The following is a 23,486-nucleotide window of genomic DNA, read 5'->3' on the forward strand; positions in this document are numbered from 1 at the left end:
AACACGATGGTCGACCAGCTCTCCGCCTTCGCCGACGAGGTCACCCGCGTCGCCCGCGAGGTCGGCACCGAAGGACGCCTCGGCGGCCAGGCCGACGTCAAGGGCGTCAAGGGCACCTGGCGGGACCTCACCGACTCGGTGAACTCGATGGCGGGCAACCTCACCAGCCAGGTCCGCAACGTCGCCCAGGTGGCGACCGCGGTGGCCGAGGGCGACCTGTCGCAGAAGATCACCGTGGACGCGCGCGGCGAGATCCTCGAGCTGAAGAACACCATGAACACGATGGTCGACCAGCTCTCCGCCTTCGCCGACGAGGTCACCCGCGTCGCCCGCGAGGTCGGCACCGAAGGACGCCTCGGCGGCCAGGCCGACGTGAAGGGCGTCTCCGGCACCTGGAAGGACCTCACCGACAACGTCAACGTGATGGCGTCGAACCTGACCGGTCAGGTCCGCTCCATCGCCCAGGTCGCCACCGCCGTGGCCCGCGGCGACCTGTCCCGCAAGATCACCGTGGAGGCCAAGGGCGAGGTCGCGGCCCTGGCCGACGTGATCAACACGATGGTGGACACGCTGTCCGCCTTCGCCGACGAGGTCACCCGCGTCGCCCGCGAGGTCGGCACCGAGGGACGCCTCGGCGGCCAGGCCCATGTGCCGAACGTGGCGGGCACGTGGAAGGACCTCACCGACAACGTCAACTCGATGGCGAACAACCTCACCGGCCAGGTCCGCAACATCGCGCTGGTGACGACCGCGGTGGCCCGGGGCGACCTGTCGAAGAAGATCGACGTCGACGCCCGCGGCGAGATCCTGGAGCTGAAGACCACCATCAACACGATGGTCGACCAGCTCTCCGCCTTCGCAGACGAGGTCACCCGCGTCGCCCGCGAGGTCGGCACCGAAGGACGCCTCGGCGGCCAGGCCGAGGTGGAGGGCGTCTCGGGCACCTGGAAGCGGCTCACCGAGAACGTCAACGAGCTGGCCGGCAACCTGACCCGCCAGGTGCGGGCGATCGGCGCGGTGGCCAGCGCCGTGGCGGAGGGCGACCTGACCCGGTCGATCACCGTCGAGGCCTCCGGCGAGGTCGCCGAGCTCAAGGACAACATCAACTCCATGGTGGAGTCCCTGCGCGAGACCACCCGGGCCAACCAGGAGCAGGACTGGCTCAAGACGAACCTGGCGCGGATCTCCGGCCTGATGCAGGGCCACCGCGACCTGCCGGTGGTCGCCGAGCTGATCATGGAGGAGCTGACGCCGCTGGTGTCGGCCCAGTACGGCGCGTTCTACCTCGCCGAGGACGGCGAGCGCGGCCCCGAGCTGCGCCTGGTCGGCTCCTACGGCAGGCCGGACGACGACGAGCGGCCCACCCGCTTCTCCTTCGGCCGCTCGCTGGTCGGCCAGGCCGCCCGCAGCCGCCGTACCATCACCGTCGACGAGCTGCCCCCGGGCTACGTCACCATCACCTCAGGGCTCGGCCGGGCCGTGCCCAGCGCGCTGGTGCTGCTGCCCATCCTCTTCGAGGACCAGGTCCTCGGCGTCATCGAACTGGCCTCGGTCACCGCGTTCACTCCGATCCACCGGGACTTCCTGGAGCAGCTGCGGGAGACCCTCGGCGTCAACGTCAACACGATCGTGGCGAACGCCCGTACCGACGAGCTGCTGGACGAGTCGCAGCGGCTGACGGCCGAACTCCAGGCCCGTTCGGCCGAACTCCAGGCCCAGCAGGACGAACTGCAGCGCTCCAACGCCGAGTTGGAGGACAAGGCCTCGCTGCTGGCGACCCAGAACCGCGACATCGAGGCGAAGAACCTGCAGATCGAGCAGGCGCGGCAGGAGCTGGAGGCCCGCGCCCAGCAGCTGTCGCTCGCCTCGAAGTACAAGTCGGAGTTCCTGGCGAACATGAGCCACGAGCTGCGCACCCCGCTCAACAGCCTGCTCATCCTCGCCCAGCTGCTCGCCCAGAACCCCTCGCGCAACCTCACCCCCAAGCAGGTCGAGTACGCGGGCATCATCCACTCGGCCGGCAGCGACCTGCTCCAGCTGATCAACGACATCCTGGACCTGTCGAAGGTCGAGGCCGGCAAGATGGACGTCACCCCGGAGCGGGTGCCGCTGAGCCGGCTCATCGAGTACGTCGAGGCCACGTTCCGGCCGATGACCACCCAGAAGGGCCTGGAGTTCGGCGTCCACACGGCGACCGGCGCCCCCGCCGATCTGTTCACCGACGACTCCCGGCTGCGGCAGATCCTGCGCAACCTGCTGTCCAACGCGGTGAAGTTCACCGAGCAGGGCTGTGTGGAGCTGTCCATCGAGCCCGCGGCGGACGAGGAGGTCCCCGAGGGGGTCGTGCGGGGCGGCGCGGTCGTGGCGTTCCGGGTGAAGGACACCGGCATCGGCATCCCCGAGCGGCACCTGGAGTCCATCTTCGGCGCGTTCCAGCAGGCGGACGGCACCACGAGCCGCAAGTACGGAGGCACCGGACTGGGCCTGTCCATCACCCGGGAGATCGCCCATCTGCTCGGCGGCGCCGTCGTGGTGGACAGCGCCCCCGGCCGGGGCAGCACCTTCACGTTGTTCCTCCCGGTGGCCCGCCCCGACTTCGAGCAGACGCTCCTCGCCGGGCGGTCCGCCGAGCGCATGCCGGCCGAACTGGCCGCCGCCGCGGACCCCGTCGCCGTCGCTCCGTCGGCGGGCCCGGCACGGCAGCGACCGCGCCGGCTGCTCGTCGTGGAGGAGCGCTCTCGCGGCCTGCTGACGCTGGTCGCCGAGAGCGTGGTCGCGGACCTGGCCCGGCACAGCCCGGACGACGGCGTCGCGCTGCCCGCGGTGGACGTCATCACCGCCGTGGGAGCCCAGGAGGCGGCGGGCGCGCTGGCCGCCGAGCCGTGCCACTGCGTGGTCCTGGACCTCGACATGCCCGAGGGCGAGGCGTCCCACTTCCTGCGGGCGCTCGCCGGCGACTCCGCCCTGGCCGGCGTGCCGGTGCTGATCCACAGCGGCAACCGGCCCGACGTGGCCCGCTCGGAGGCGCTGCGCTCGCACCGGGACGACGGCTCCCTGGAGTTCCTGTCCAGCCTGGACGAGCTGCGCGAGCGGATCGCCCTGCACCTGTCGGCCGAGGAGCCGGGCGACGTGCTGTCGCTGGTGCGCTCCGAGGAGCCGCAGGAGCTCGCGCCGCCGGTCGACGGCCTCTTCCAGGGCCGTACGGTCCTCGTCGTCGACGACGACGCGCGCAACCTCTTCGCGCTCAGCGGGATCCTGGAGCTGTACGGCTTCCGGGTGCTGCACGCGGAGAACGGCCGCAAGGGCATCGAGACGCTGCTGGCCCACCCCGACATCGCGCTGGTGCTGATGGACGTGATGATGCCGGAGATGGACGGGTACACGGCCACGGCCGAGATCCGCAAGCTGCCGCAGTACGCCGGGCTGCCCATCATCGCCGTCACCGCGAAGGCGATGCCGGGCGACCGGGAGAAGTCCCTGTCCTCAGGCGCGAGCGACTACGTCACCAAGCCCGTGGACACCCACGACCTGATCGCCTGCGTCCGGCGCTGGCTGTCCGCGTGAGCACACGAACGTCTTCCGGCCGAGGAGCAACCGCATCGTGAGCACGACCGAGCAGCCGCGCGAACCGGTTGGGGCCGAGCTGCGCCCGGAGCCGTCCGCGCACGTCGCACAGGCGGCGGCCGCGGACCCGGCGCACCCGGACCTGGCGGGCGTCTCCCCCACCTCGCCGGTGGGCAGGCTGGCCGCCACGGTGGACCGGCTTCGCCGCGAGGTGCGCACGGCGCAGGCGGAGGCCGAGGGCCGGGCCCTGGTCGAACTGGCCAAGGGCATCCTGGTCGAGCGCCTGGGCTGCGGCCCCGCCCACGCCGCCCGGCAGCTGGCGGAACTGGCCGAGCAGGCCGGCGTGTCGCCGCTGGAGTTCGCGGTCGAGGTCATCAACCAGGCGGCCCGCGACCGGGTGTCGGAGGTCACCGACGCCTTCCTCGCCGCCGCCGCGGGCGCGCCCGAACGCGACGCGGCCGCCGTACGGCTGCGCGCCGCCGAGAGCGGGGCGCTGGCCGCCGACGACACGCAGGCCGTGGCCGACTCGCTGCTGGAGCACGCGCTGCGCCCCCTCGGCGCGGTGGCCGTCGCCGTGTGGGCGGCGGGCGCGGACGGGTCGCTGACCCTGGCCGGCAGCGCCGGCTTCTCCCCTGCGGAGGCCGCCCGGTGGCGTTATGTGCCGCCGGAGGTGGCCACCGTGGCGCGCCGGGGGCTGACCGAGCGCACCGGCCAGTGGTTCGCGTCGCTGGCCGAGACCGGGCTGCCCACCATCGGCCGGCACGTGCACCCGGACGGAGGCCGGGTGGCGGTACCCGCGGGCACCGGGGGCCGCATCCACGGAGTGCTGGAGATCGCCTGGCCGGGACCGCTCGAGCCGCAGTCGCCGCAGGTCGTCCGTCAGGTCGACGCGCTGGCCGAGCTGTGCGCGCACACGCTGGAGACGTACGCCCCGCGTCATGACGTGGGGCACGAGCCGAGGGTCCTGCCGGACGCCGCCGAGCTGATGGACCTCGCCGACGGGCTGCACGACCCGGCGCTCGTCCTGGTGCCGCACATCGACGGCTCGGGCCAGCTGGTCGACTTCCGGATCCAGCACGTCAACAGCCGTTTCCTGGACCCGGCGGGCCGGTCCCGCGCGGTGGTCAGCGGCGCCCTGCTGCTGGAGGCCTACCCGATGGCCGCCGGCAAGAGCGAGTTGTTCCAGCGCGTGGAGCGGGTGTACGCCACCGGTGAGGCGTTCCGGGCGCACCGCATGCAGCTGACCGCGCTGGTGGACCAGGTGTCCCTGTCGGCGGTGGCGGACATCAGCATCAGCCGGCACGGCAACAGCGTGCTGCTGATCTGGCGCATCGAGGACGAGACGGCACGCCTGGCGAGCCTGCTCCAGCACGCCCAGCGCCTCGGCCGCATCGGCGGCTTCGAGGAGAACCTGCTGACCAGCGAGATCACCTGGAACGACCAGTTGTTCCACCTGTACGGGCGGGCGCCGACGAGCACGCCGGTGCCGCTGGAGGAGCTGCCCGCGCACGCCCACCCGGACGACGCGGTGGCCCTCGGCCGGTTCCTGCGCACGGTGCTGAACCAGCGCAGGCCGGCCTCGGCGGCGTTCCGGCTGCAGCGGCCCGACGGCGTGACCCGGCACATCCGCGTGGTCGCCGAGCCGGTGCTGGACACCGACGGCCGGCTGTTCGTGGTGCGCGGGGCCTATCAGGACATCTCCGCGCAGCACTGGACGGAGGTCGCGCTCGCCGCCACCCGGGACCAGCTCGCCCACACCGAGCAGCAGGCGACCGAGCGCAACCGGCTGACCCTTCAGCTGCAGCACGCCATCATGCCGCCGACGCAGGCGCCGCTGAAGGTGTCCGGCCTGGAGGTCGCGGTGCGCTACCGCCCGGCGGAGACCGAGCAGCTGGTGGGCGGCGACTGGTACGACACGGTGGTGCTGCCGTCCGGTCCGGTGCTGCTGTGCGTGGGCGACGTGGCCGGGCACGGCATCGAGGCCGCGACCAGCATGGTGGTGCTGCGCAACGCGCTGCGCGGGCTCGCCGTGACCGGCGCCGGTCCGGGCCAGCTGCTGTCGTGGCTGAACATCGTGGCGCACCATCTCACCGGCGCGGTCACCGCGACCGCGGTCTGCGCGCTGTACGACCCCGAGCGGCGCGTGCTGCGCTGGGCGCGGGCGGGTCATCTGCCGCCCGTGGTGGTGCGCGGTGCGGAGGCGGCTCCGCTGCCGCTGGTCAAGGGCATGCTGCTGGGCGCGGTGCCGGAGGCCGTCTACGAGGAGGCGGAGGTGCAGTTCGCGCCGGAGGACACGCTGCTGATGTACACCGACGGTCTGATCGAGCGCCGGGACCGGTCCGTGGAGGAGTCGCTGACGCATCTGCTGACCACGGCCCGCTCCGCGCCCAAGACACTGGACCAGCAGCTGGACCGGCTGCTGACCTACAGCCGGTCGGACACGGACGACGACACCTGCATCGTGGGCATAAGGGTGGCCTGAGGCGCGCGTGCGGATCTCACCCGTTCGCCGGGTGTGCGCCGCACGCGCCGGGGCACTTGAAGTCGGCGGCAGTTGCCCCGCAGACGAAAGGTGCACCATGTCAGACGACCGGCCGCAGGACCCGACGACCCGGCACCCGCAGCCCGACTTCCCGCAGCAGGGCCAGGAGCACCCGGGCTGGACCGGGCCGATGGACCCCCCGCCGGACCACGGCGAGGAGTCGTACCGGGGCAGCGGTCTGCTCACCGACCGGGCGGCGCTGCTGACCGGCGGCGACTCGGGCATCGGCCGGGCGGTGGCGCTGGCCTTCGCCCGCGAGGGCGCCGACGTGGTCTTCACCCACCTGCCCGAGGAGGAGAAGGACGCCCGGGAGACGGCGCGGCTGGTGGAGGAGGCCGGGCGCACGGCGGTGCCGGTGGCGTGCGACATCCGCGAGGAGCGGCAGTGCCGCGAGCTGGTGGACCGGGCGGTCGCCGAGTTCGGCCGCATCGACGTGCTGGTCAACAACGCGGCGTACCAGATGTCGCAGCCGGAGGGCATCGGCGCCATCTCCACCGAGCAGTTCGACCGGGTGGTGCGCACCAATCTGTACGGCATGTTCTGGCTGTGCAAGATGGCGCTGCCGCACATGCGGCCCGGTTCCTCGATCATCAACACGACGTCGGTGCAGGCGTACAAGCCGAGCCCGCACCTGCTGGACTACGCGACCACCAAGGGCGCCATCGTGACCTTCACCCAGGGGCTGGCGCAGATGGTGGCCGGGGACGGGATCCGCGTGAACGCGGTCGCCCCGGGGCCGGTGTGGACTCCGCTGATCCCGGCGACGATGCCGGACACGCGGGAGTTCGGCAAGCAGGCGCCGCTCGGCCGTCCGGCCCAGCCCGCGGAGATGGCGCCGGCCTACGTCTTCCTCGCCTCGCAGCGCGCGAGCTACATCACGGCCGAGGTCCTCAACGCCACCGGCGGCACGCCGCTGCCGTGAGGTCTCCGGGCGGCCGGGCATGAGCGATTGAATCAGGGGTAGGCGCGGGTGCGCGGTGCGGGTCAGCGTGTCGTCGACACGGTGGCCCGTTCCGGCCGTCAGCTCTCGTTGGAGGTACTCGTGCCCATTGCCCAGAACCCGTTGTCCGTCGAGGTCACCGTCCCTCGGGAGGATGTCGCCCTGCTCACGGTCGAGGGCTACCTGGACGTCGACACGGCGACCGAGTTGCAGGCCCATCTGGCCAATCAGCTCCACCACGGCAGGCGGCACTTCCTGCTGGATCTCACCGGGGTCCCCTTCATGGACTCCTCCGGCATGAACATCATCCTGCGGGCGTACCAGGAGGTCCGCGACCGGCCGGGCAGCGTGCACATCATCGCGCCGACGCCGGCCGTGCGGCGGATCCTCGACCTGACCGGGGTCAGCATCACGGTGCCGGTCTCCGACACCGCGGACGAGGCGCTGGCGCTGGTCGACCGGCAGCCGGACGGGCGGCCCGGCCCGCCCGAACAGTACGCCGAGGAGGCGGAGCCGACGGAGCGGCAGGCCTGAGCCTTCCGCGGAGCGGTGCCCTGAGGCTTTCGGCCGGAACCGTCGGCCGAAAGCCTCAGGGCACCGTGGGTCCGGCCGTCTCCCCCCGCCCTGGCCCGGTCCCGCGGTGGTCCCGGCCCTGTCCCGCCACGGTGACGGCCGGCTGTGGGCGCCTGACGGCTCGTCGGCGGCCGGGGCCCTGCGCGGCCTCCCGGCGACGCCCGTGCGGGAAGTCCATGATGGGGACGGCGGCGGACGGCGGAGTTCTTGGGCTGCCGACCGGTTCGCACACGGCTCCCGCACGGGTGCCGCCGCACGTCAGGCGGGCGGTGACCCGGGCCGAGCGTGGTGGACCGGTGGGTCGGACCGGACCAGGACGCCTCGGCGGGCGAACCCGACCGCCTAGGCGCTGGTGCACGAAGAGACGGAACGGACGGAGGCGGCACAGGTGATCTACGGGCTGGTGTCCGGTCTCCGGCCGGGCTTCGGCGGCGAGGGTCCCGGCGGCGCCACCGCCGAACGCGCGCCGGCCGGAGGCCGCACGCGCCGGGAGGGCCCGGGCGAGGCCCGTCGGCCGGAACGCGGTCGGAGCGCGGGCACCGCGCCCGCCCATGACCTCGGCACCGGCCGAGGCGGCGGCGCGGGCGCCGTGCGCCGGGAGGCCCCGGGCGCGGCCGGCCGGTCACGGCACGGCCTTCGCGCTGACGCCGTGCCCCGCCGCGTCGGCTCCGTCCCCTGCCGCGTCGGCTCCGTGCCCGGCCGCGTCGGCTGCGCCGCCGGCCGCCGGGGTGCCGCGGTCGCCGTGCCGTCCTGGACGGTCCGGCCGGCGCGTCCCCGGGAGGAGCCCTGATGCCGCGGGTGTGGGACGTGCCGGTGCACGAGACCGCGCGGGCGCACGACGCCCGGGTCGCCGCCGAGGACGCCGCGGCGACGGCGGGACTGGACGAGCGGCGGGCCGACGCCGCCGCGCTGGTGGCGTCCGAACTCGCCACCAATCTGCTCAAGCACACGCGCGGAGGCCGGATCCTCGTCGAGGTCGTCCCCCCGCCCGTGGCCCGGGAGGGCGGACAGCGGGGCCCGGTCGTGCAGATCCTGGCGGTCGACGACGGGCCGGGGATGGCCGACGTGTCCGCCGCCCTGCGTGACGGCTACTCGACGGCCCGGTCGCTCGGCGCGGGACTCGGCACCTGTCTGCGCCTCGCCGACGAGTTCCGGCTGCACAGCACGCCGGGCCGGGGCACGGTGGCGCTGGCCCGGATCGGCGCCGCCGCCCGGACCGACGGACCCGCCACCGAGTCCGAGACCCACGCCTCCGGGAACACCGGGCCGGGCACCGAGACCGGCGGGCACGCCACCGAGGGCACCGGACACGGCGCGGCCGGCGCCGTACGGGCGGGCGGGGTCGGCATCCCCCGCACGGGCGAGGACCACTCGGGTGACGCCTGGGGCTGGGTACGGTCCGGTGACCGGCTGACGCTGATGCTGGCGGACGGCCTCGGCCACGGGCCGGAGGCCGCCCGTGCCTCCAGCGCGGCCGTCGAGGCGCTGGACCGCTTGGCCCACCTCGCGCCGGCCGAACTGCTGCGGCGGCTCGACACGGTGCTGCGGGGCACCCGGGGGGCGGCCGTCGCGGTGGCCCAGCTCGATGTGCGCGCCGGGCTTCTGCGGTTCGCCGGGGTCGGCGACGTGGGAGCGCGGCTGCGCGAGGGCGATCACTGGCGTCCCCTGCCGTCCCGGCCCGGCGTCGTGGGCGGGCACCGGCCGGCGACGCCGCCCGGGACGGAGGCGGCCTGGGCTCCCGACCGGATGCTGGTCCTGCACAGCGGCGGCCTGCCCAGCCGCTGGACACCGCCCGCCGAACCCGGTCTGCCGACGGCCGACCCGGCGGTCACGGCCGCCGTGACCGTCCGCGACGCCTGCGGCACGGACCGGCCGGTGCGGGACGACACCACCGTGATCGTGCTCGCCCCGACCTTGCCGGAGCGCCCATGACACGCGCCTGGCGGATCAGCACCGTCACCGACGCGGCCCGGGCCCGCATCGCCACGGCCCGCCTGGCCGCCGCGTACGGGGTGCCGACGCTGGACCGCACACGGCTGACCACCGCCCTCAGCGCCCGGCTGCGGCAGTGCCTGACCAAGGGCGGCACCTGGCGGCTCGTCCTGGACGGCCCCGGACACGGCGAGGACGAGGGACTCGTACGGGTCACGCTGACCCCGGACCTGGAGGCGAGCGCCGCCGGCGAACCACCCTGGCGGACGTCGGTCGCCTGCGCCGGGGCCCCGGTCGCGATCGGGCCGGACGAGGAGGCTCCGGACGACCCGGCCTCCCTGGCGGAGGCGCTGCTGGGCGCCGACGAGGACACCGCGCTGGCGCTGGACAGACTCGCCGAGCAGGAGGAGCTGGTCGCCGCGCACCGTGAGGAGCTGCACCAGACCAACCAGGGCGTCCTGGTGCTGCACGCCGAGCTCGACGCGGCCGGCCGGGCCCAGCGCGAGGCCTTCGCCGCCGAACGCAAGGCGCGCACCGAGGCGGAGGACGCCCGGCGCAGGCTGATGTTCCTGGCGGACGCCAGCGCGGTGCTGACGGCCTCGCTCAACCACGAGGAGATCGTGCGCCGGCTGCCGGAGCTGCTGGTGCCCCGGTACGCGGGCAGCGTCGACGTATGGCTGTTCGACGACGAGGACGAGCGGGGCCGGTCGTCGCCGCCGCCGGCGGCGGCGGTGCTGGCCGCACGCACCGGCCGGGCCCAGTACTCCGCCGACCATCCCGGACGTCTGCCCGGGGTCGAGGACCGGCCGCCGTCCGCGCTGGACCCGACGCGCCCGCTGCTGTGCGTCCCGCTCCCCACGCGGCGGGCCCCGCTCGGCGTGCTGACGCTGTCGCCGCCCGGCGCGCGCTGGGACCCCGACGACGCGGTCATGCTGATCGAGCTGACCCGGCGGGCCAGCACCGCCCTCGACAACGCCCGACGCTTCGAGCGCAACAGGGACATCGCCGAGACGCTGCAGCGGGCGCTGCTCACCGAGCTGCCCGCCCCGCCCGGCCTGGCGCTGGCGGCGCGCTACCTCCCGGCCACCCGCGGGCTGAACATCGGCGGCGACTGGTACGACGCCTTCCGGCAGCCCGACGGGAGCCTGATCACGGTGATCGGCGACGTCACCGGGCACGGGCTGCACGCGGCCGTGATGATGAGCCAGCTGCGCACCGCGCTGCGCGCCTACGCCGTGGACGGCGGCAGCCCCGGCCGGCTGCTGACCCGGCTGCACGACTTCCTGCACCATCTGCAGCCCGACCTGTTCGCCACCGCGGTCATCGCCCGTTTCCGGCCGGGCGATCCCGAGGTCACCTGGGCCGCAGCGGGGCATCCGCCGCCGGTCGTGCGGACGCCGGACGGGCGGGTGCGGGTGCTGGACGACAAGCCGGGCGCGATGCTCGGCATACCGCTGCGCCAGGAGATCGGCGACCACACCGTGCGCCTGCCCCCCGGCTCGACGCTGGCGCTCTACACCGACGGTCTGGTGGAGCGGCGCGAGCGGGGCATAGACCCCGGCATCGAGCGGCTGGCGGCGGCCCTCGGCGCCTTCGGCCCGACGGAGCCGGACGCCGATCTGGAGCGCGCGGCCGACCGGGTCCTGGAGCCGATGCTGAGCGACTCCGAACGCGACGACGACGTGTGCCTGCTGCTGTGCCACCTCGTCGGCGGGGCGCGGCCGGAACGGATCGCGTCGACGCGGGTGTCCGCCCACCGCTGACCGGCGCGCGCACGCACGGTCTCGTCCACCGGGCGGATCATCGCCGCCATAGGGCACCCGATCCCGGGAACCCACCCCTGCGGACACGCGGACCCGCCGGGCGGCGGCGTACGGTGCGGCCGGTCGTGGCCGTGCCGTGCGCTCCCGGCCCGAGCGGGGCATGGTGGTGACCGACGCGTGTGTCCGGCCCGCCGGGTCCGGCCGCCGTGCCCGGCCGAGGCGTCGGCGCGACGGCACGGCGGGAGCGACGAGGTGCGAAAGCAGCGGTCCAGGGGCAGGCGCATGAGGTCGAGGCAGACCGCCCGGAGCCGCAGAAGGGAATGAACACCGTGACACGACCCAGGATCCTGGTGGTTGGCGCAGGCTTCGCCGGAGTGGACTGCGTCCGCCGTCTGGAACGCAGGCTCTCCCCCCACGAGGCCGACGTCACCCTGGTGGCGCCGTTCGCCTACCAGCTCTATCTGCCGCTGCTGCCGCAGGTCGCCTCGGGCGTGCTGACGCCCCAGTCGATCGCCGTCTCCCTGCGGCGCAGCCAGAAGTACCGCACCCGGATCATCCCGGGCGGCGCGATCGGCGTGGACCTGAGGGCCAAGGTCTGCGTCATCCGCACCATCACCGACCGCATCGTGAACGAGCCGTACGACTACATCGTGCTGGCCCCCGGCAGCATCACCCGTACGTTCGACATCCCGGGGCTGACGGACCACGCGTTCGGCATGAAGACCCTCGCGGAGGCCGCCTACATCCGCGACCACGTCATCTCGCAGCTGGACCTGGCCGACGCCAGCGAGGACCCCGCCGAGCGCGCCTCGCGGCTGCAGTTCGTGGTGGTCGGCGGCGGCTACGCCGGCACCGAGACGGCCGCCTGCCTGCAGCGTCTGACGCACGCCGCGGTCCGGCGCTACCCCCGGCTGGACCCGGCGCTCATCAAGTGGCACCTGATCGACATCGCGCCGAAGCTGATGCCGGAGCTCGGCGACAAGCTGGGGCGCAGTGCCCTGGAGGTGCTGCGCCGACGGGGCATCGAGGTGTCCCTGGGTGTGTCCGTCGCCAAGGCCGGCGAGGAGGAGGTCACCTTCACCGACGGCCGGGTGGTGCCCACCCGCACCCTGATCTGGACGGCGGGCGTGGTGGCCAGTCCGCTGATCGCCACGCTGGACGCGGAGACCGTCAAGGGGCGTCTCGCGGTCAACGCCGACATGTGCCTGCCCGGCCACGACGGGGTGTTCGCCGTCGGCGACTCGGCGGCCGTGCCGGACCTCGCCAAGGGCGACGGCGCGGTGTGCCCGCCGACCGCGCAGCACGCCTCGCGGCAGGGCAAGGCGGTCGCGGAGAACGTCATCGCGGCGCTGCGCGGCCGACCCATGCGGCCCTACGAGCACAAGGACCTGGGGCTCGTCGTGGACCTGGGCGGCTCGGACGCGGTGTCCAAGCCGCTGGGCGTGGAGCTGCACGGGGTGCCCGCCCAGGCGGTGGCCCGGGGCTACCATCTGGCGGCGCTGCGCACCAATGTGGCCAAGACCCGGGTGGCGACGAACTGGCTGCTCAACGCGGTCGCCGGCGACGACTTCGTGCGCACCGGCTTCCAGGCCCGCAAGCCCGCCAAGCTGAAGGACTTCGAGTACACCGACGCGTACCTGACGAAGGAGCAGGTGCGCGAGCACGTCGAGAAGGCCCGGTCGCGGGCGCTGTGACGCCGGGCGGGGCACGCCCGCCACGGCCGGCCGCGACGGGCGGCGGGGCCGTGGCGGGCGCGTGCGATGCTGGGGAAGCGGATCATCGAGGACCGGGAGAGAGTACGACGGCGTGAGTGCAGCTGATGGGTCGGTCTGGGCACGGCTGCGGGATCGCGTCACGGCGTTCGATCCCGGGCTGCTGCGGCTGGCCGCGGGGTCCCGGACGGCCGGTTCGATCGCGTTGACGCTGATGGTCCTCGGCGCGCTGCACGCACCGGTGCCGCATCTGGTGGCCGGCGCGATCGCGTCGATGGCGGCCACCTTCGCCATCCGGGAGAAGGCGCGTTCCCGGCAGGCGGTCACCCTCGCGCTCTGCCTGCCGGTGGCACTGGTGTCGGTGTCGCTGGGCGCGCTGCTGAACTCCCGCGTGGTGGTCGGCGACATCTTCTTCGTCCTGGTGATCTTCAGCGCGGTCTACGGCCGCCGGTTCGGGGACCGGGGCAACGCGCTCGGTCTGATCGGCTTCCAGATCTACTTCATGTCGCTGTTCGTCGGCGCGACGCCCGCGACGCTGCCGGGGCTGTATCTCGTCCTCACGGTCGCCTTCGCGTGCAGCGCCCTGGTCCGCTTCGTGATCGTCTACGAGACCCCGGCGGGCGTGCTCGAACGGCTGCGCGAGGCGTTCCGGGTGCGCCTGGCCCAGCTGGTGTCCGCGCAGCTGGAGCTGCTGGACGCCGGGCCCGACGAGGTGGACAAGGTGCTGGAGACGGTGCGCCGGCGCACCGCCCGCCTGCACGAGACGGCGCTCATGATCCAGGGCCGGCTCCAGGAGGGCACCTCGGACGAGTCCGTGGCGCGCCTGGTGCAGCGGCGCATCGCGGGCGCCGAGATCGCCGTCGAGCGGCTCGGACTGCTGCTGCTGAGCGCCCGCAGCAGCGAACGGGCCGACACGCTGACCCTCCATCTGCCCGGCGCGCCGCTGCCCTCGGGCGTCCGGCTGCCGGTGCGGGAGGAGGCCACGGACACGGTGCGCCGCGATCTGCGGGCGCTGCGGATGCTGGTGCTGCGGCCCGTCGGGGCGGGCGGCGGAACGGCGATGCCGCATGTGCGCAACCGGCTGCTGGGCTACCGCGACGAGGAGAACCTGCCGCCCGCCTCGGCCGCCGTGCAGGACGTCTTCCGCGGGATCGGCGAGACGGCGCGGGCGGTCCTGGGGCTCAGGGTGGCGCTGGACGGGCCGCAGGACGAGTCCGACGACACGCCGGCCACGACCCGGTCGCGGGAGGAACTGGACGCCGAGGACGCCGCCATCGAGGGCGCCGAGGCGGACGAGCGGGAGCCGGCCCAGGCCGCCGCTGGGCTGCGGCGGCCCACCACGCGTGCCGCGGTGCAGGTGGCGCTGGGTTCGTCCCTGGCCATCGTCGGCGGCGAGTTCCTCTCCAGCCAGCGCTGGTACTGGGCGGTGCTGACCTGCTGGATCGTCTTCATCAACACCTCCTCCACGGGCGAGATCCTGGTCAAGGGCTACCGCAGGCTGCTGGGCACCGTGCTCGGCGTGGTGGCCGGCATCGTGCTGGCGGGTCTGGTCGGTCCGCACACCTGGCCGGCGCTGGGGCTGGTGCTGGTGTTCGTCTTCGCGATGTTCTACACGGCGCCGCTGTCGTACACGCTGATGTCGTTCTTCGTCACCGCGGCGCTGGGACTGCTCTACACGCTGCTGCACACCTACAGCCTCGCGGTGCTGGTGCTGCGCATCGAGGAGACGGCGCTGGGCGCGGCCTGCGGGATCATCGCGGCCGCGGTGGTGCTGCCGGTGCGCACCGACCGGCGCACGAACGAACTGCTGGTGACGGTGCTGGAACGGCTCGCCGACGTCACCGGGGCGGCCGTCGAGCAGCTGAGCGGCGGACCGGAGACGGACCTGCTCGACCAGGCCCGTGACCTGGACCAGGCGCTGAGCGACCTGCGCTCGGCGGTCCAGCCGCTGACGCACCCGATCACCCCGCTGCGGGCGCGGCGCGACACCGCCCAGTACCTTCTGGCGCTGCTGGAGACCTGCGCCTACCACGCGCGTTCGCTGGCCGCGACCGCGGAACTGCTGCCCACCCATCCCTCGATCGCGGCGGATCCGCGGCTGCGCCGGGCCTGCGCGCGGATCACCCACAACATCGCGGCGCTCACCGCGCATGTGACGGACGAGCACTCCGGGGCGGAGATCGAGACGGGGCCGAGCATCGCGTCCCTGCTGGAGACGGGCGGTGTGCCCGGCACGCCCCGCTACGGCCGGATCACCGACCGCGTGCTGCGCCATCTGCAGCGCCTGGACGAGTCGGTGGCGGGCCTGGCCCGGCCGCTGGGGATACGGGTGCCCACGCCGAAACGGTGACGTGGGCGGGCCGTGCGCGGTGCCGGGCGGGACCGGTCAGAAGTCGGTGGGCAGGTCGCTCGCCTCGGCGATGCCCCGCAGTTCCTCGGTGTCCCGGTGGCGGTCGCGGATGTAGTCGGCGATCTCGGTGAGGCGGGCGGGGTCCGAGGCGGTCGCGGCGTCGGTGACGACCCGGACCGGGCCGGTCTCCTCGATGTCCAGGACGACCAGCTCGTTGTCCAGTCTGCCGGTGACGGCGGTGGCGATGACCAGGGCGGCCTCGTCCCGTATCTCCTGGGGCAGCCCCTGCGACTGGGGGCCGTCCAGCGGGAAGTCCGCGGTCGGCACACCCTGCTCGCCCTGTTCCTGGATGGCCTGCAGGACGGGGTCGACGACGGTGAGCAGGAGTTCGTAGTCCTCTTCGGGCATCCGGACTCGCAGAAGGTCGAGATACACCTCCACGGCCCGGTCCTCGGGCGGAAGCTCGTTCTCGTTCATCTGCTCCGTGTTCCCCGCCCGGGCGACGTCAGACGCGACGCCAGCGGGCCAATGCGAAGGAGAACAGTCCGAAGAGCACCAGACCGGCCGCGACCAGTACCAGCAGCCAGGGCCCGACCGGGGTTCCGGCCAGCGAGCGCAGCGTGTCGTCCAGGCCCTTGGCCTTCTCGGGCCGGTAGTCGACGGCGGCCCGCACCGCGAAGGCCCCGGCGGCGGCGAACACCAGTCCGCGCGCGGCGCCGCCGCCGACCCCCGTGACGTCGACCAGGCGGCGGGCCCGCGAGGACAGCTCGCCGGTCTTGAGGTGCTTGCGGTAGTGACGCCGCACCGCCTGGACGCCGGTCCACACGCCCGCTATCGCGATGCCGACCCCCACGGCGCCGACGAGCCACTGCCCGGCGGGCACGGCCAGGGCCCTGGCCGTCAGGTCCCTCGACTGCCGGTCGCTCGACCGGCCGCCGCCGGAGCCCGCCGCGAACGACAGCACGGACCAGGCGCCGGAGACGTAGAACAGGCAGCGGACCACCGCCAGCAGCCGCTTGCGCGGCTTGCGCCCGTCCGGCCCGGCGGATCCGAACACGGCCTCCGACAGCCGCCACAGCACCATGCCGGCCAGCCCGGCCCCCAGCGCCCACAGCAGCACGGCGCCGAACGGCTTGTCCGCGATCGCGGCCAGCGCGCCGCTGCGGTCGGCCTGCCGGTCGCCGTCGCCGAAGGCCACGCGCAGCGCCAGCACCCCGACCAGCAGGTAGATCACACCGCGCGCGGCCAGTCCGGCCCGCGCGGCCCCTTCCGTCACCGAACCCCTCGCCGCCCGCCGGGCGGCCGTCCGCCCGGGACGGACCATGGCACTCGTCTCCATCGCCACCTCCGGATCTGCGGATGCCCCGACGGCGGCCCGGCACTCGTCCCGCGCCGTACGACCGCCGGTGCGCCGCGCCGCCCGCCGCCCGGACACGACGCTGCCCGTACGCGCGTCGTGGCGCGTACGGGCAGCGGGTGCGGCCGGGCCCCGCAGGCCCCGGCCTGCCGGTCAGGCGGGGACCGGGGCGGGCGCGGTGACGCCTGGGCGGCGGGCGGGCATCCGCCGCTCACCGGCGCCGGCGCCTGCACCGGCGGCCGCGAGCATGCGGCGGGCCGCCTCCAGGGCCGCTCCCACGTCGCGGGTGCCGGTGGACACGCACAAGGTGTAGGCAAGGTCCTGCGCTCGGGTGTTCCGGCCGGCCGCCGCGGTCGCGGTGTCCTCGGCCAGCGCCGTCTCGTACTCGTCCACGAGCTTGCGCAGGAACTCGGGGTGGGGCATCAACACTCGGTCACTCTCCATGGGTGGTCGTGCGGGGATCGTTCAGAAGGCCGCGGTGCGGGGCCCGTTGCCGCGCCGGTTCGACCGCTCCGCCAGCACCTCGTCCCGGACGCGGGCGCAGCTGCGGCTGATCAGCCGGGAGACGTGCATCTGGGAGATGCCCAGCCGGTCGGCGATACGGCTTTGGGTCATGTCCTCGAAGAAACGCATGTAGAGGATGGCCCGTTCGCGTTCGGGAAGCCTGCGCAGCCCTTCCTTGGCGGACTCCCGGTCCACGACGACGTCGTAGGAGGAGTCGGCGGCGCCGAGGGTGTCCGCGAGGCTGTAGCCGTCCGCACCGGTGGACATCTCGGCGTCCAGGGACAGGGTGCTGAAGCTGTCCAGCGCCTCCATGCCGGTGTTGACCTCCTCCTCGGTCAGTCCGGTGTGGGCGGCGACGTCGGCGACGGAGGGCTCGGGGCTGCCGGGGTTCTGGGTGAGCTCGCGGCGCGCCACACGCACCTTGTTGCGCAGCTCCTGGACGCGACGGGGCACCCTCAGCGCCCACATCCGGTCGCGGAAGTGCCGCTTGACCTCGCCGGTGATGGTCGGCACGGCGTAACTCTCGAAGGCGCCGCGGTCCGGGTCGAACCGGTCGATCGCCTTGACCAGCCCGAGCGCCGCGACCTGCCGGAGATCCTCGATCGACTCCCCGCGGTCGCGGAAGCGGCCGGCGATGCGGTGGGCCATGGGCAGCCACGCGGTCACGAGCTCGTCGCGGACGCAGTCGCGTTCGGGACCGTCCTCCAGTCCGGCCAGGCGCCGGAAGAGGGCGGCGGTGTCGGGCGCGTCGTCGTGCGGGCGGCGGGTGGGAGCGGGTGCGGCGGTCGGGTCGGTCGTGGTCCGGTCGACGGTCTGGTCTTCGGGGGCGCCGGGACGGCTTGTCGACATATCGATGAGCATGCGGAATCGCTCCTGAACGGGTGGTTTCAGGGATGTACCGCGGGAGGTGCGGGCTCTCCGGTTCACCGGGGTGCCTTTGGAGCAGCCGTACCGCTCCCGCTGGCGCGCCTCCGGTCCGAAGCACGAAATTCCGTCTGCCCGGGCGCAGGAGCGACAAACTCCGCTTCACCCGATTCTTTGCAGCGGGCAACGCTCCACCCGGTCGAGCGCGCCGCGCACCTGGTCACGGGCGGTGACGGCCGGACGGAAGCCTCAGTTCAGGGGGACCACGACGCTGATGCACTTGCCTCCGGACGGCAGGTCGCAGACCTCCACGTCCCGCGCCAGCCGGCACACGATCGGCCAGCCGCGGCCGCCGACCGGACGCCGGCCCTCCCGGTCCACGGACGGCCGGGCCACCGGCAGCCGGTCGCTGCGGTCGCTCACGCAGACGCGGACGCCGGGCCCGACGACGTCGACGTGGAAGTCGGTCACGCCGCCGCCGTGCAGGATGGCGTTGGTGGTGAGTTCGGAGGCGACGAGCTGGGCGTCGGAGACGGCGTGCGCGTCGCACGGGGCGTGGCGGGCCACGCAGCACTCATTGATCACGCGTTCCACCGCCCGGCGGGCGTCGGCCGGTTCGCACGGTCCGCGCCGCCCCGGCAGGCCCGCGCCCAAGGGCGCCTCGACTACGGGTGTGGTCCTGTGCTTATCGCACATCTCATCGCTCCCAGCGTGGTGAAGGCCGATGTGATGGAGACCGAAGGTGGAGACCGCTGTGCGGAGAACCTCAGGGCGGGCCGGCGCGGTGGCCGCCGACGCGGTGGAAGGCCGACGCGCCGTTCGGTTCTCCCTGTCCGGCTAGCCCTGGCGGGCCCCCCGAAACATCCCCGTGCCCGGGGAAGAGGCGTCGCCCCGGGGGCCATCGGAGCGCGGCGAGCGGGTACGCGTACCGCATGACCGAAGTCGTGGACTCAGACGAGCTGTTGCGCCGGATCCAGCGGGCCAGGGCCTGCGCCGAGGAGGAGGAGCGCCGGTGGCGCGGCCGCCGCGACAGCCTCGGGACGGACGATCCGGACCGGGCCGGGGAGGCCGCCGGACGGGTGCTCGCCTACGAGGCGGTCGGGCGGGTGCTGGACGAGATCCTCACCCCCGGCAGGCACGACGGGCACGGCTGACCGGCCGCCCGGCGCACCCGGAGGGCGCCGCGCCGCCGTCGGCCCGCGGCATGAAAGCCGCGGGCCGGGATACGCGCCAGGGCATGGCTGTCGATCACACCCGAGCCCCGGTCCTGGAAGCACTCGTCGACTACCGCCGCGACGGCCGGCTCTCCTTCACCCCACCCGGGCACAAGCAGGCCCGCGGCGCGGACCCGGCGGTGCGCGAGGTCCTCGGCGACGCGGTCTTCCTCGGCGACGTGCTGGCCTCGGGCGGCCTGGACGACCGGCTCATGCGGGGCCGCGTGCTCCAGCGGGCCGAGGAGCTGATGGCGGACGCCGTCCACGCCGACCACACCTTCTTCACCACGTGCGGCAGTTCCCTGTCGGTGAAGGCGGCGATGCTGGCGGTGGCGGGCCCGCACGAGAAACTGCTGATCGGGCGGGACGCGCACAAGTCGGTCGCCTCCGGCCTGGTCCTGTCCGGCATCGAACCCGTCTGGGTGGACCCGCGCTGGGACGCGGAGCGGCACCTCGCCCACCCTCCGTCGGCCGAGGACTTCGAGCGGGCCTTCGCCGCGCACCCGGACGCGAAGGGCGCGCTGATCACCAGCCCGACCCCCTACGGAGCCTGCGCCGACCTGCGGTCGGTCGCCGAGGTCTGCCACCGGCGCGGGGTGCCGCTGATCGTGGACGAGGCGTGGGGCGCGCACCTTCCGTTCCACCCGGATCTGCCGTCCTGGGCGATGGACGCGGGCGCCGACATCTGTGTGACGAGCATCCACAAGATGGGCAGCGGACTGGAGCAGGGCTCGGTGTTCCACCTGCGGGGCGACCTGGTCCCGCCGGAGCTGCTCAAGACGCGCGCGGACCTGCTGGGCACGACCAGCCCCTCGGCGCTCATCTACGCCGGGCTGGACGGCTGGCGGCGCCAGATGGCCCTGCGCGGCCCGGAGGTCATGGGCGGCGCGCTGGAGCTGGCGGGGCGGGTGCGGTCGGCCATCGAGGAGATCGACGGTCTGCACGTCGACGACCGGGACGACTTCTGCGGCCCCGGCCTCGCCGACGACTTCGACCCGCTGCCCGTCGTCATCGACGTCACCGGGCTCCGGATCACCGGGTACCGGGCCGCCGACTGGCTGCGCGAGCACCGGAACCTGGACGCTCACCTGACCGACCACCGCCGGATCGGCGCGCAGATCACCCACGGCGACGACCAGGAGACGGCCGCCGAGCTGCTGGCCGCGCTGAAGGACCTGGCCGGTGCGGCGCCGGGGCTCGCCGACGGCCCTCGGGTCGACGTGCCGGCCCCGTCCGGGCTGCGCATGACGCAGGCACTGCTGCCGCGGGACGCCTTCTTCGGACCGGCCGAGAACGTGCCCACGGGCGAGGCCGCCGGACGGATCGCGGCCGAGATCATCACGCCGTACCCGCCCGGCATCCCGGCGGTCCTGCCGGGCGAGCGCCTCACGGAGCCCGTGCTGCGCTATCTGACCAGCGGCCTGGCCGCGGGCATGAACCTCCCTGACCCGAGCGATCCTCGACTGGAGACGGTCAGAGTGGTGTCGGATGCCGGGTGAAAGCGAGTGAAACCGGTCACGTGAACCCGTCCCGGCTGCGAGAAACGGCCGGAGATGGTTTACGGTTCATCCATAAGCGGCGACGGGGTCGAACCGAAGAATCCCCCGTACGCCGCCGCATACGGCCCTGGCTGGCTTCCCCCGTCCAGCCAGGGCTTTTTCCTGCCCTCGTGCGGTTTCCCGGACGCCGCCGGACGCGCCGTCCGGCGGCCCGCCGGCCGCCGGGAGCGCGGGCGGCACGGCCCCGTAGGAAGCGCGTCGCTCCGCCGAGGTGCCCGGGGCGCTCGCAGCGGCTGAAATGGGCGTAGGCACATCCGCGGAACCGATCGTCTGCGAGGAGCCCCGGGTCATGACCAAAGCGATAAAACTGCTGACCGCCCTCCCCCACAAGCAGCGCGAACGTCTGATGGAGCTCGCGAAGGAGGTGTCCTTCCCGGAGGACACGAGGATCTTCGAGGCGGGCGGCACCGCCGACCGGTTCTGGGTCGTCCGCACCGGCGCCGTCCACCTCGACCAGCAGGTCACGCCCACCCGCCGGGTGACCGTGGCCGGCCTCGGCGCCGGCGACCTGCTCGGCTGGTCCTGGCTGTTCCCGCCGTACCGGTGGGACTTCGGGGCGGAGGCCTTCAGCCAGGTGCGGGCCTACGAGTTCGACGGGCCCGCGGTGCTGGCGCTGTCCGTGGAGGACCCGCTGCTCGGCCTGTCCCTGGTGCGGACCGTGGCCGAGATCCTCGCCCACCGGCTGGAACTGACCCGCGGCCGCCTCCTGGAGCAGTACACGATCCCGCGCCGCGGCCTGTAGGCCTCCGGCGGGCGCCCGCGTCCCGCACCGCGGCGCGGGACGCCGCGGCCGTCAGACGCGGTAGCGGCGCAGCGCCGGCACCGCCGCCGCCAGTCCCAGCGTCAGCACGACGACGAGCAGCCCGCCGCCGGCGACGGCCGCGCGCGGTCCGAAGGCGGAGCCGGCCGTGCCGTGCAGCACGTCGGCCAGACGCGGACCGCCCGCGACGACCACCGTGAAGACGCCCTGCATCCGGCCGCGCATCTCGTCGGTGGCGGCGGACAGCAGGATCGCCCCGCGGAAGACCATGGAGACCATGTCGGCCACGCCCGCGGCGGCCAGGAAGGCGACGGCGATCCACAGGTTGCGGCTCGCCCCGAACCCGGCGACGGCCACCCCCCAGGCCACGACCGCGCCGATGACCATCCAGCCGTGCCGGCGGGCCCGGGAGAAGGTGCCGGAGAGCAGGCCGCCGATCACCGCGCCGATGGGGATGGCCGCGAACAGCAGACCCAGCGCCCGGCCCTCGCCCCAGGAGGCGTACGTCTCGGCGGCGAGCTGCGGGAAGAGGGCGCGCGGCATGCCGAAGACCATGGCGATGATGTCGGCGAGGAAGGACAGCAGCAGCACCTTGTGGCCCGAGATGTAGCGGAACCCGGCGGCGATCTCGCGCACGCCGGCGCGGCGGGCGGCGGAACCCGCCAGGGGCGGCAGCGCCGGCAGCCGCACCACGGCCCAGACCGTGGCGCACAGGGCCACGGCGTCGATCAGGTACAGCTCGGGCAGCCCGATGACGGGTATGAGCGCGCCGGCGAGCAGCGGTCCGGCGACGAGGCCGGTCTGCATCACGGTCGACCCCAGCGCGTTGGCGGCGGGGAGCTCGTGCTCGGGGACCAGACGGGCGATGGAGGCGTTGCGGGCCGGGGAGTTCAGCCCGAAGAAGGCCTGCTGGAGGGCGAGCAGCACCATCAGCACCGCCACCGAGTCCAGTCCGGTGACCGCCTGCGCCCAGAACAGCAGCGAGGTGACGGCGATGCCGATGTTGGTGACCAGGAGCAGCTTGCGGCGGTCCACGGTGTCGGCGACGGCGCCGCCCCACAGCGCGAACACGACCATCGGCACCAGGCCGGCGAGGCTGGCGTAGCCCACCCACGCCGAGGAGCCGGTGATGTCGTAGATCTGCTTGGGCACGGCGACGGCGGTGAGCTGGCTGCCGACCGCGGTGACGATGGTCGAGGACCACAGCCTGCGGTAGGCGGGGCGCCGCAGCGGGCGGGTGTCCATGGCCCAGCGGCGCCAGCCGCGCCGCTCGGCTCCGGCCGGTTCCGGACCGTCCGCCCGGGGTTCGGCGCTGCTGTCGGTGGTCTCGCTGGTGTCCACGGGCTTCCTGGTTGCTCGTTACATCTTTTTGTCGGAGTTCACTATCGCAGTACCGGCTGTGCCGCTGGAACCGGCGCTCGGGAAGCGGACAGGCGGGAGTGCGGGCGCGGCGGTGCGCCTGTGCGGATTCTGCGAAGGTCGGCGGCGTGCGCTTCCGCACGGTTTCGCACCGTCGCGGTCGGTGACCCGAAGCCGGGTACGCACTTTTCAGGGCACGGACGACTTTCGATCGCAGGTGACTTCTCATGGACAACTGGCGAGACCACGCCGCGTGCCGCCAGGAGGACCCCGACCTCTTCTTCCCCATCGGCACCACGGGTCCGGCGCTGATGCAGACCGAGCAGGCCAAGACGGTGTGCCGTCGCTGTCCCGTCCAGGAGCAGTGTCTCGAGTGGGCGCTGGACACGGACCAGGCCATCGGCGTCTGGGGCGGCACGAGCGAGACCGAGCGGCGCGCGCTGAAACGGCGGCGGGCCGCCGCCCGCAGGCGCTCGGGCTGACCGCGCACGTC

At 73.9% G+C, this 23,486-nt stretch carries 18 protein-coding genes; 12 read left to right on the forward strand and 6 right to left on the reverse strand.

The genetic code is table 11. The annotated features are described in order from the left end of the window. From ACH5A8_RS14215 to ACH5A8_RS14250, 8 genes are all read left to right on the forward strand, one after another. Positions 1 to 3,564: HAMP domain-containing protein (locus ACH5A8_RS14215; protein WP_399001552.1), on the forward strand; the 3,564-nt coding region annotated here is incomplete at its 5' end. Positions 3,565 to 3,601: 37 nt separating this feature from the next. Beyond that, a complete protein-coding gene (locus ACH5A8_RS14220) occupies positions 3,602 to 6,046 on the forward strand; it encodes a SpoIIE family protein phosphatase (protein ID WP_399001553.1) in 2,445 nt (814 codons plus the stop codon). A 97-nt stretch (positions 6,047 to 6,143) separates the two neighbouring features. Beyond that, positions 6,144 to 7,028 carry an SDR family oxidoreductase gene (locus tag ACH5A8_RS14225; protein ID WP_399001555.1) on the forward strand — a complete coding sequence of 295 codons (885 nt, stop codon included), beginning with the start codon at positions 6,144 to 6,146 and terminating at the stop codon, positions 7,026 to 7,028. Between the two features lie 120 nt (positions 7,029 to 7,148). Next, entirely contained in the window at positions 7,149 to 7,580 is a 432-nt protein-coding gene (locus ACH5A8_RS14230) for an STAS domain-containing protein (RefSeq protein WP_399001557.1), read from the forward strand. A gap of 828 nt (positions 7,581 to 8,408) precedes the next feature. Beyond that, complete coding sequence (locus ACH5A8_RS14235) at positions 8,409 to 9,551, forward strand: SpoIIE family protein phosphatase (protein ID WP_399001559.1); 1,143 nt, start codon at positions 8,409 to 8,411, stop codon at positions 9,549 to 9,551. Then, positions 9,548 to 11,314, forward strand: coding sequence for a PP2C family protein-serine/threonine phosphatase (locus ACH5A8_RS14240; RefSeq protein WP_399001561.1), 1,767 nt, complete (start codon positions 9,548 to 9,550; stop codon positions 11,312 to 11,314). The genes ACH5A8_RS14235 and ACH5A8_RS14240 overlap by 4 nt, the downstream gene beginning before the upstream one ends. Positions 11,315 to 11,634: 320 nt before the next feature. Then, positions 11,635 to 13,008: an NAD(P)/FAD-dependent oxidoreductase gene (locus ACH5A8_RS14245; RefSeq protein WP_399001563.1), complete on the forward strand. Its 1,374-nt coding sequence runs from the start codon at positions 11,635 to 11,637 to the stop codon at positions 13,006 to 13,008. 145 nt (positions 13,009 to 13,153) lie between these two features. After that, positions 13,154 to 15,376, forward strand: coding sequence for an FUSC family protein (locus ACH5A8_RS14250; RefSeq protein WP_399002376.1), 2,223 nt, complete (start codon positions 13,154 to 13,156; stop codon positions 15,374 to 15,376). 36 nt (positions 15,377 to 15,412) lie between these two features. Here ACH5A8_RS14250 and ACH5A8_RS14255 read toward each other — a convergent pair whose 3' ends face one another. The 5 genes from ACH5A8_RS14255 to ACH5A8_RS14275 form a co-directional block, all read right to left on the reverse strand. Then, positions 15,413 to 15,853 carry a hypothetical protein gene (locus ACH5A8_RS14255; RefSeq protein ID WP_399001565.1) on the reverse strand — a complete coding sequence of 147 codons (441 nt, stop codon included), beginning with the start codon at positions 15,851 to 15,853 and terminating at the stop codon, positions 15,413 to 15,415. 28 nt (positions 15,854 to 15,881) lie between these two features. Continuing rightward, positions 15,882 to 16,715 carry a DUF1206 domain-containing protein gene (locus tag ACH5A8_RS14260; protein WP_399001567.1) on the reverse strand — a complete coding sequence of 278 codons (834 nt, stop codon included), beginning with the start codon at positions 16,713 to 16,715 and terminating at the stop codon, positions 15,882 to 15,884. 171 nt (positions 16,716 to 16,886) lie between these two features. Continuing rightward, the gene (locus tag ACH5A8_RS14265) at positions 16,887 to 17,156 is read right to left on the reverse strand and encodes a DUF5133 domain-containing protein (RefSeq protein WP_399001569.1); all 270 of its coding nucleotides are present in this window, start codon (positions 17,154 to 17,156) and stop codon (positions 16,887 to 16,889) included. A 42-nt stretch (positions 17,157 to 17,198) separates the two neighbouring features. Further along, positions 17,199 to 18,098, reverse strand: coding sequence for a SigB/SigF/SigG family RNA polymerase sigma factor (locus ACH5A8_RS14270; protein ID WP_399001571.1), 900 nt, complete (start codon positions 18,096 to 18,098; stop codon positions 17,199 to 17,201). Between the two features lie 252 nt (positions 18,099 to 18,350). After that, complete coding sequence (locus ACH5A8_RS14275; protein WP_399001573.1) at positions 18,351 to 18,797, reverse strand: ATP-binding protein; 447 nt, start codon at positions 18,795 to 18,797, stop codon at positions 18,351 to 18,353. A 236-nt stretch (positions 18,798 to 19,033) separates the two neighbouring features. Here ACH5A8_RS14275 and ACH5A8_RS14280 point away from each other — a divergent pair, with 236 nt between their 5' ends. The 3 genes from ACH5A8_RS14280 to ACH5A8_RS14290 all read left to right on the forward strand — a co-directional run bounded on the left by ACH5A8_RS14280 (position 19,034) and on the right by ACH5A8_RS14290 (position 21,616). Beyond that, positions 19,034 to 19,255 carry a 3-deoxy-D-manno-octulosonic acid transferase gene (locus ACH5A8_RS14280; protein ID WP_399001575.1) on the forward strand — a complete coding sequence of 74 codons (222 nt, stop codon included), beginning with the start codon at positions 19,034 to 19,036 and terminating at the stop codon, positions 19,253 to 19,255. Between the two features lie 83 nt (positions 19,256 to 19,338). Further along, entirely contained in the window at positions 19,339 to 20,814 is a 1,476-nt protein-coding gene (locus tag ACH5A8_RS14285; protein WP_399001577.1) for an aminotransferase class I/II-fold pyridoxal phosphate-dependent enzyme, read from the forward strand. 349 nt (positions 20,815 to 21,163) lie between these two features. Beyond that, positions 21,164 to 21,616: a cyclic nucleotide-binding domain-containing protein gene (locus ACH5A8_RS14290; RefSeq protein ID WP_399001579.1), complete on the forward strand. Its 453-nt coding sequence runs from the start codon at positions 21,164 to 21,166 to the stop codon at positions 21,614 to 21,616. Positions 21,617 to 21,667: 51 nt separating this feature from the next. Here ACH5A8_RS14290 and ACH5A8_RS14295 read toward each other — a convergent pair whose 3' ends face one another. Next, on the reverse strand, positions 21,668 to 22,975 hold the full coding sequence (locus tag ACH5A8_RS14295; RefSeq protein ID WP_399001581.1) for an MFS transporter: 1,308 nt from the start codon (positions 22,973 to 22,975) through the stop codon (positions 21,668 to 21,670). Positions 22,976 to 23,220: 245 nt separating this feature from the next. Between ACH5A8_RS14295 and ACH5A8_RS14300 the strand changes: the two genes are divergently transcribed. Then, complete coding sequence (locus ACH5A8_RS14300; protein WP_399001583.1) at positions 23,221 to 23,475, forward strand: WhiB family transcriptional regulator; 255 nt, start codon at positions 23,221 to 23,223, stop codon at positions 23,473 to 23,475. Positions 23,476 to 23,486 lie beyond the last annotated feature (11 nt).

This window comes from Streptomyces sp. NPDC018610 (genome assembly GCF_044391765.1).
Classification (GTDB): domain Bacteria; phylum Actinomycetota; class Actinomycetes; order Streptomycetales; family Streptomycetaceae; genus Streptomyces.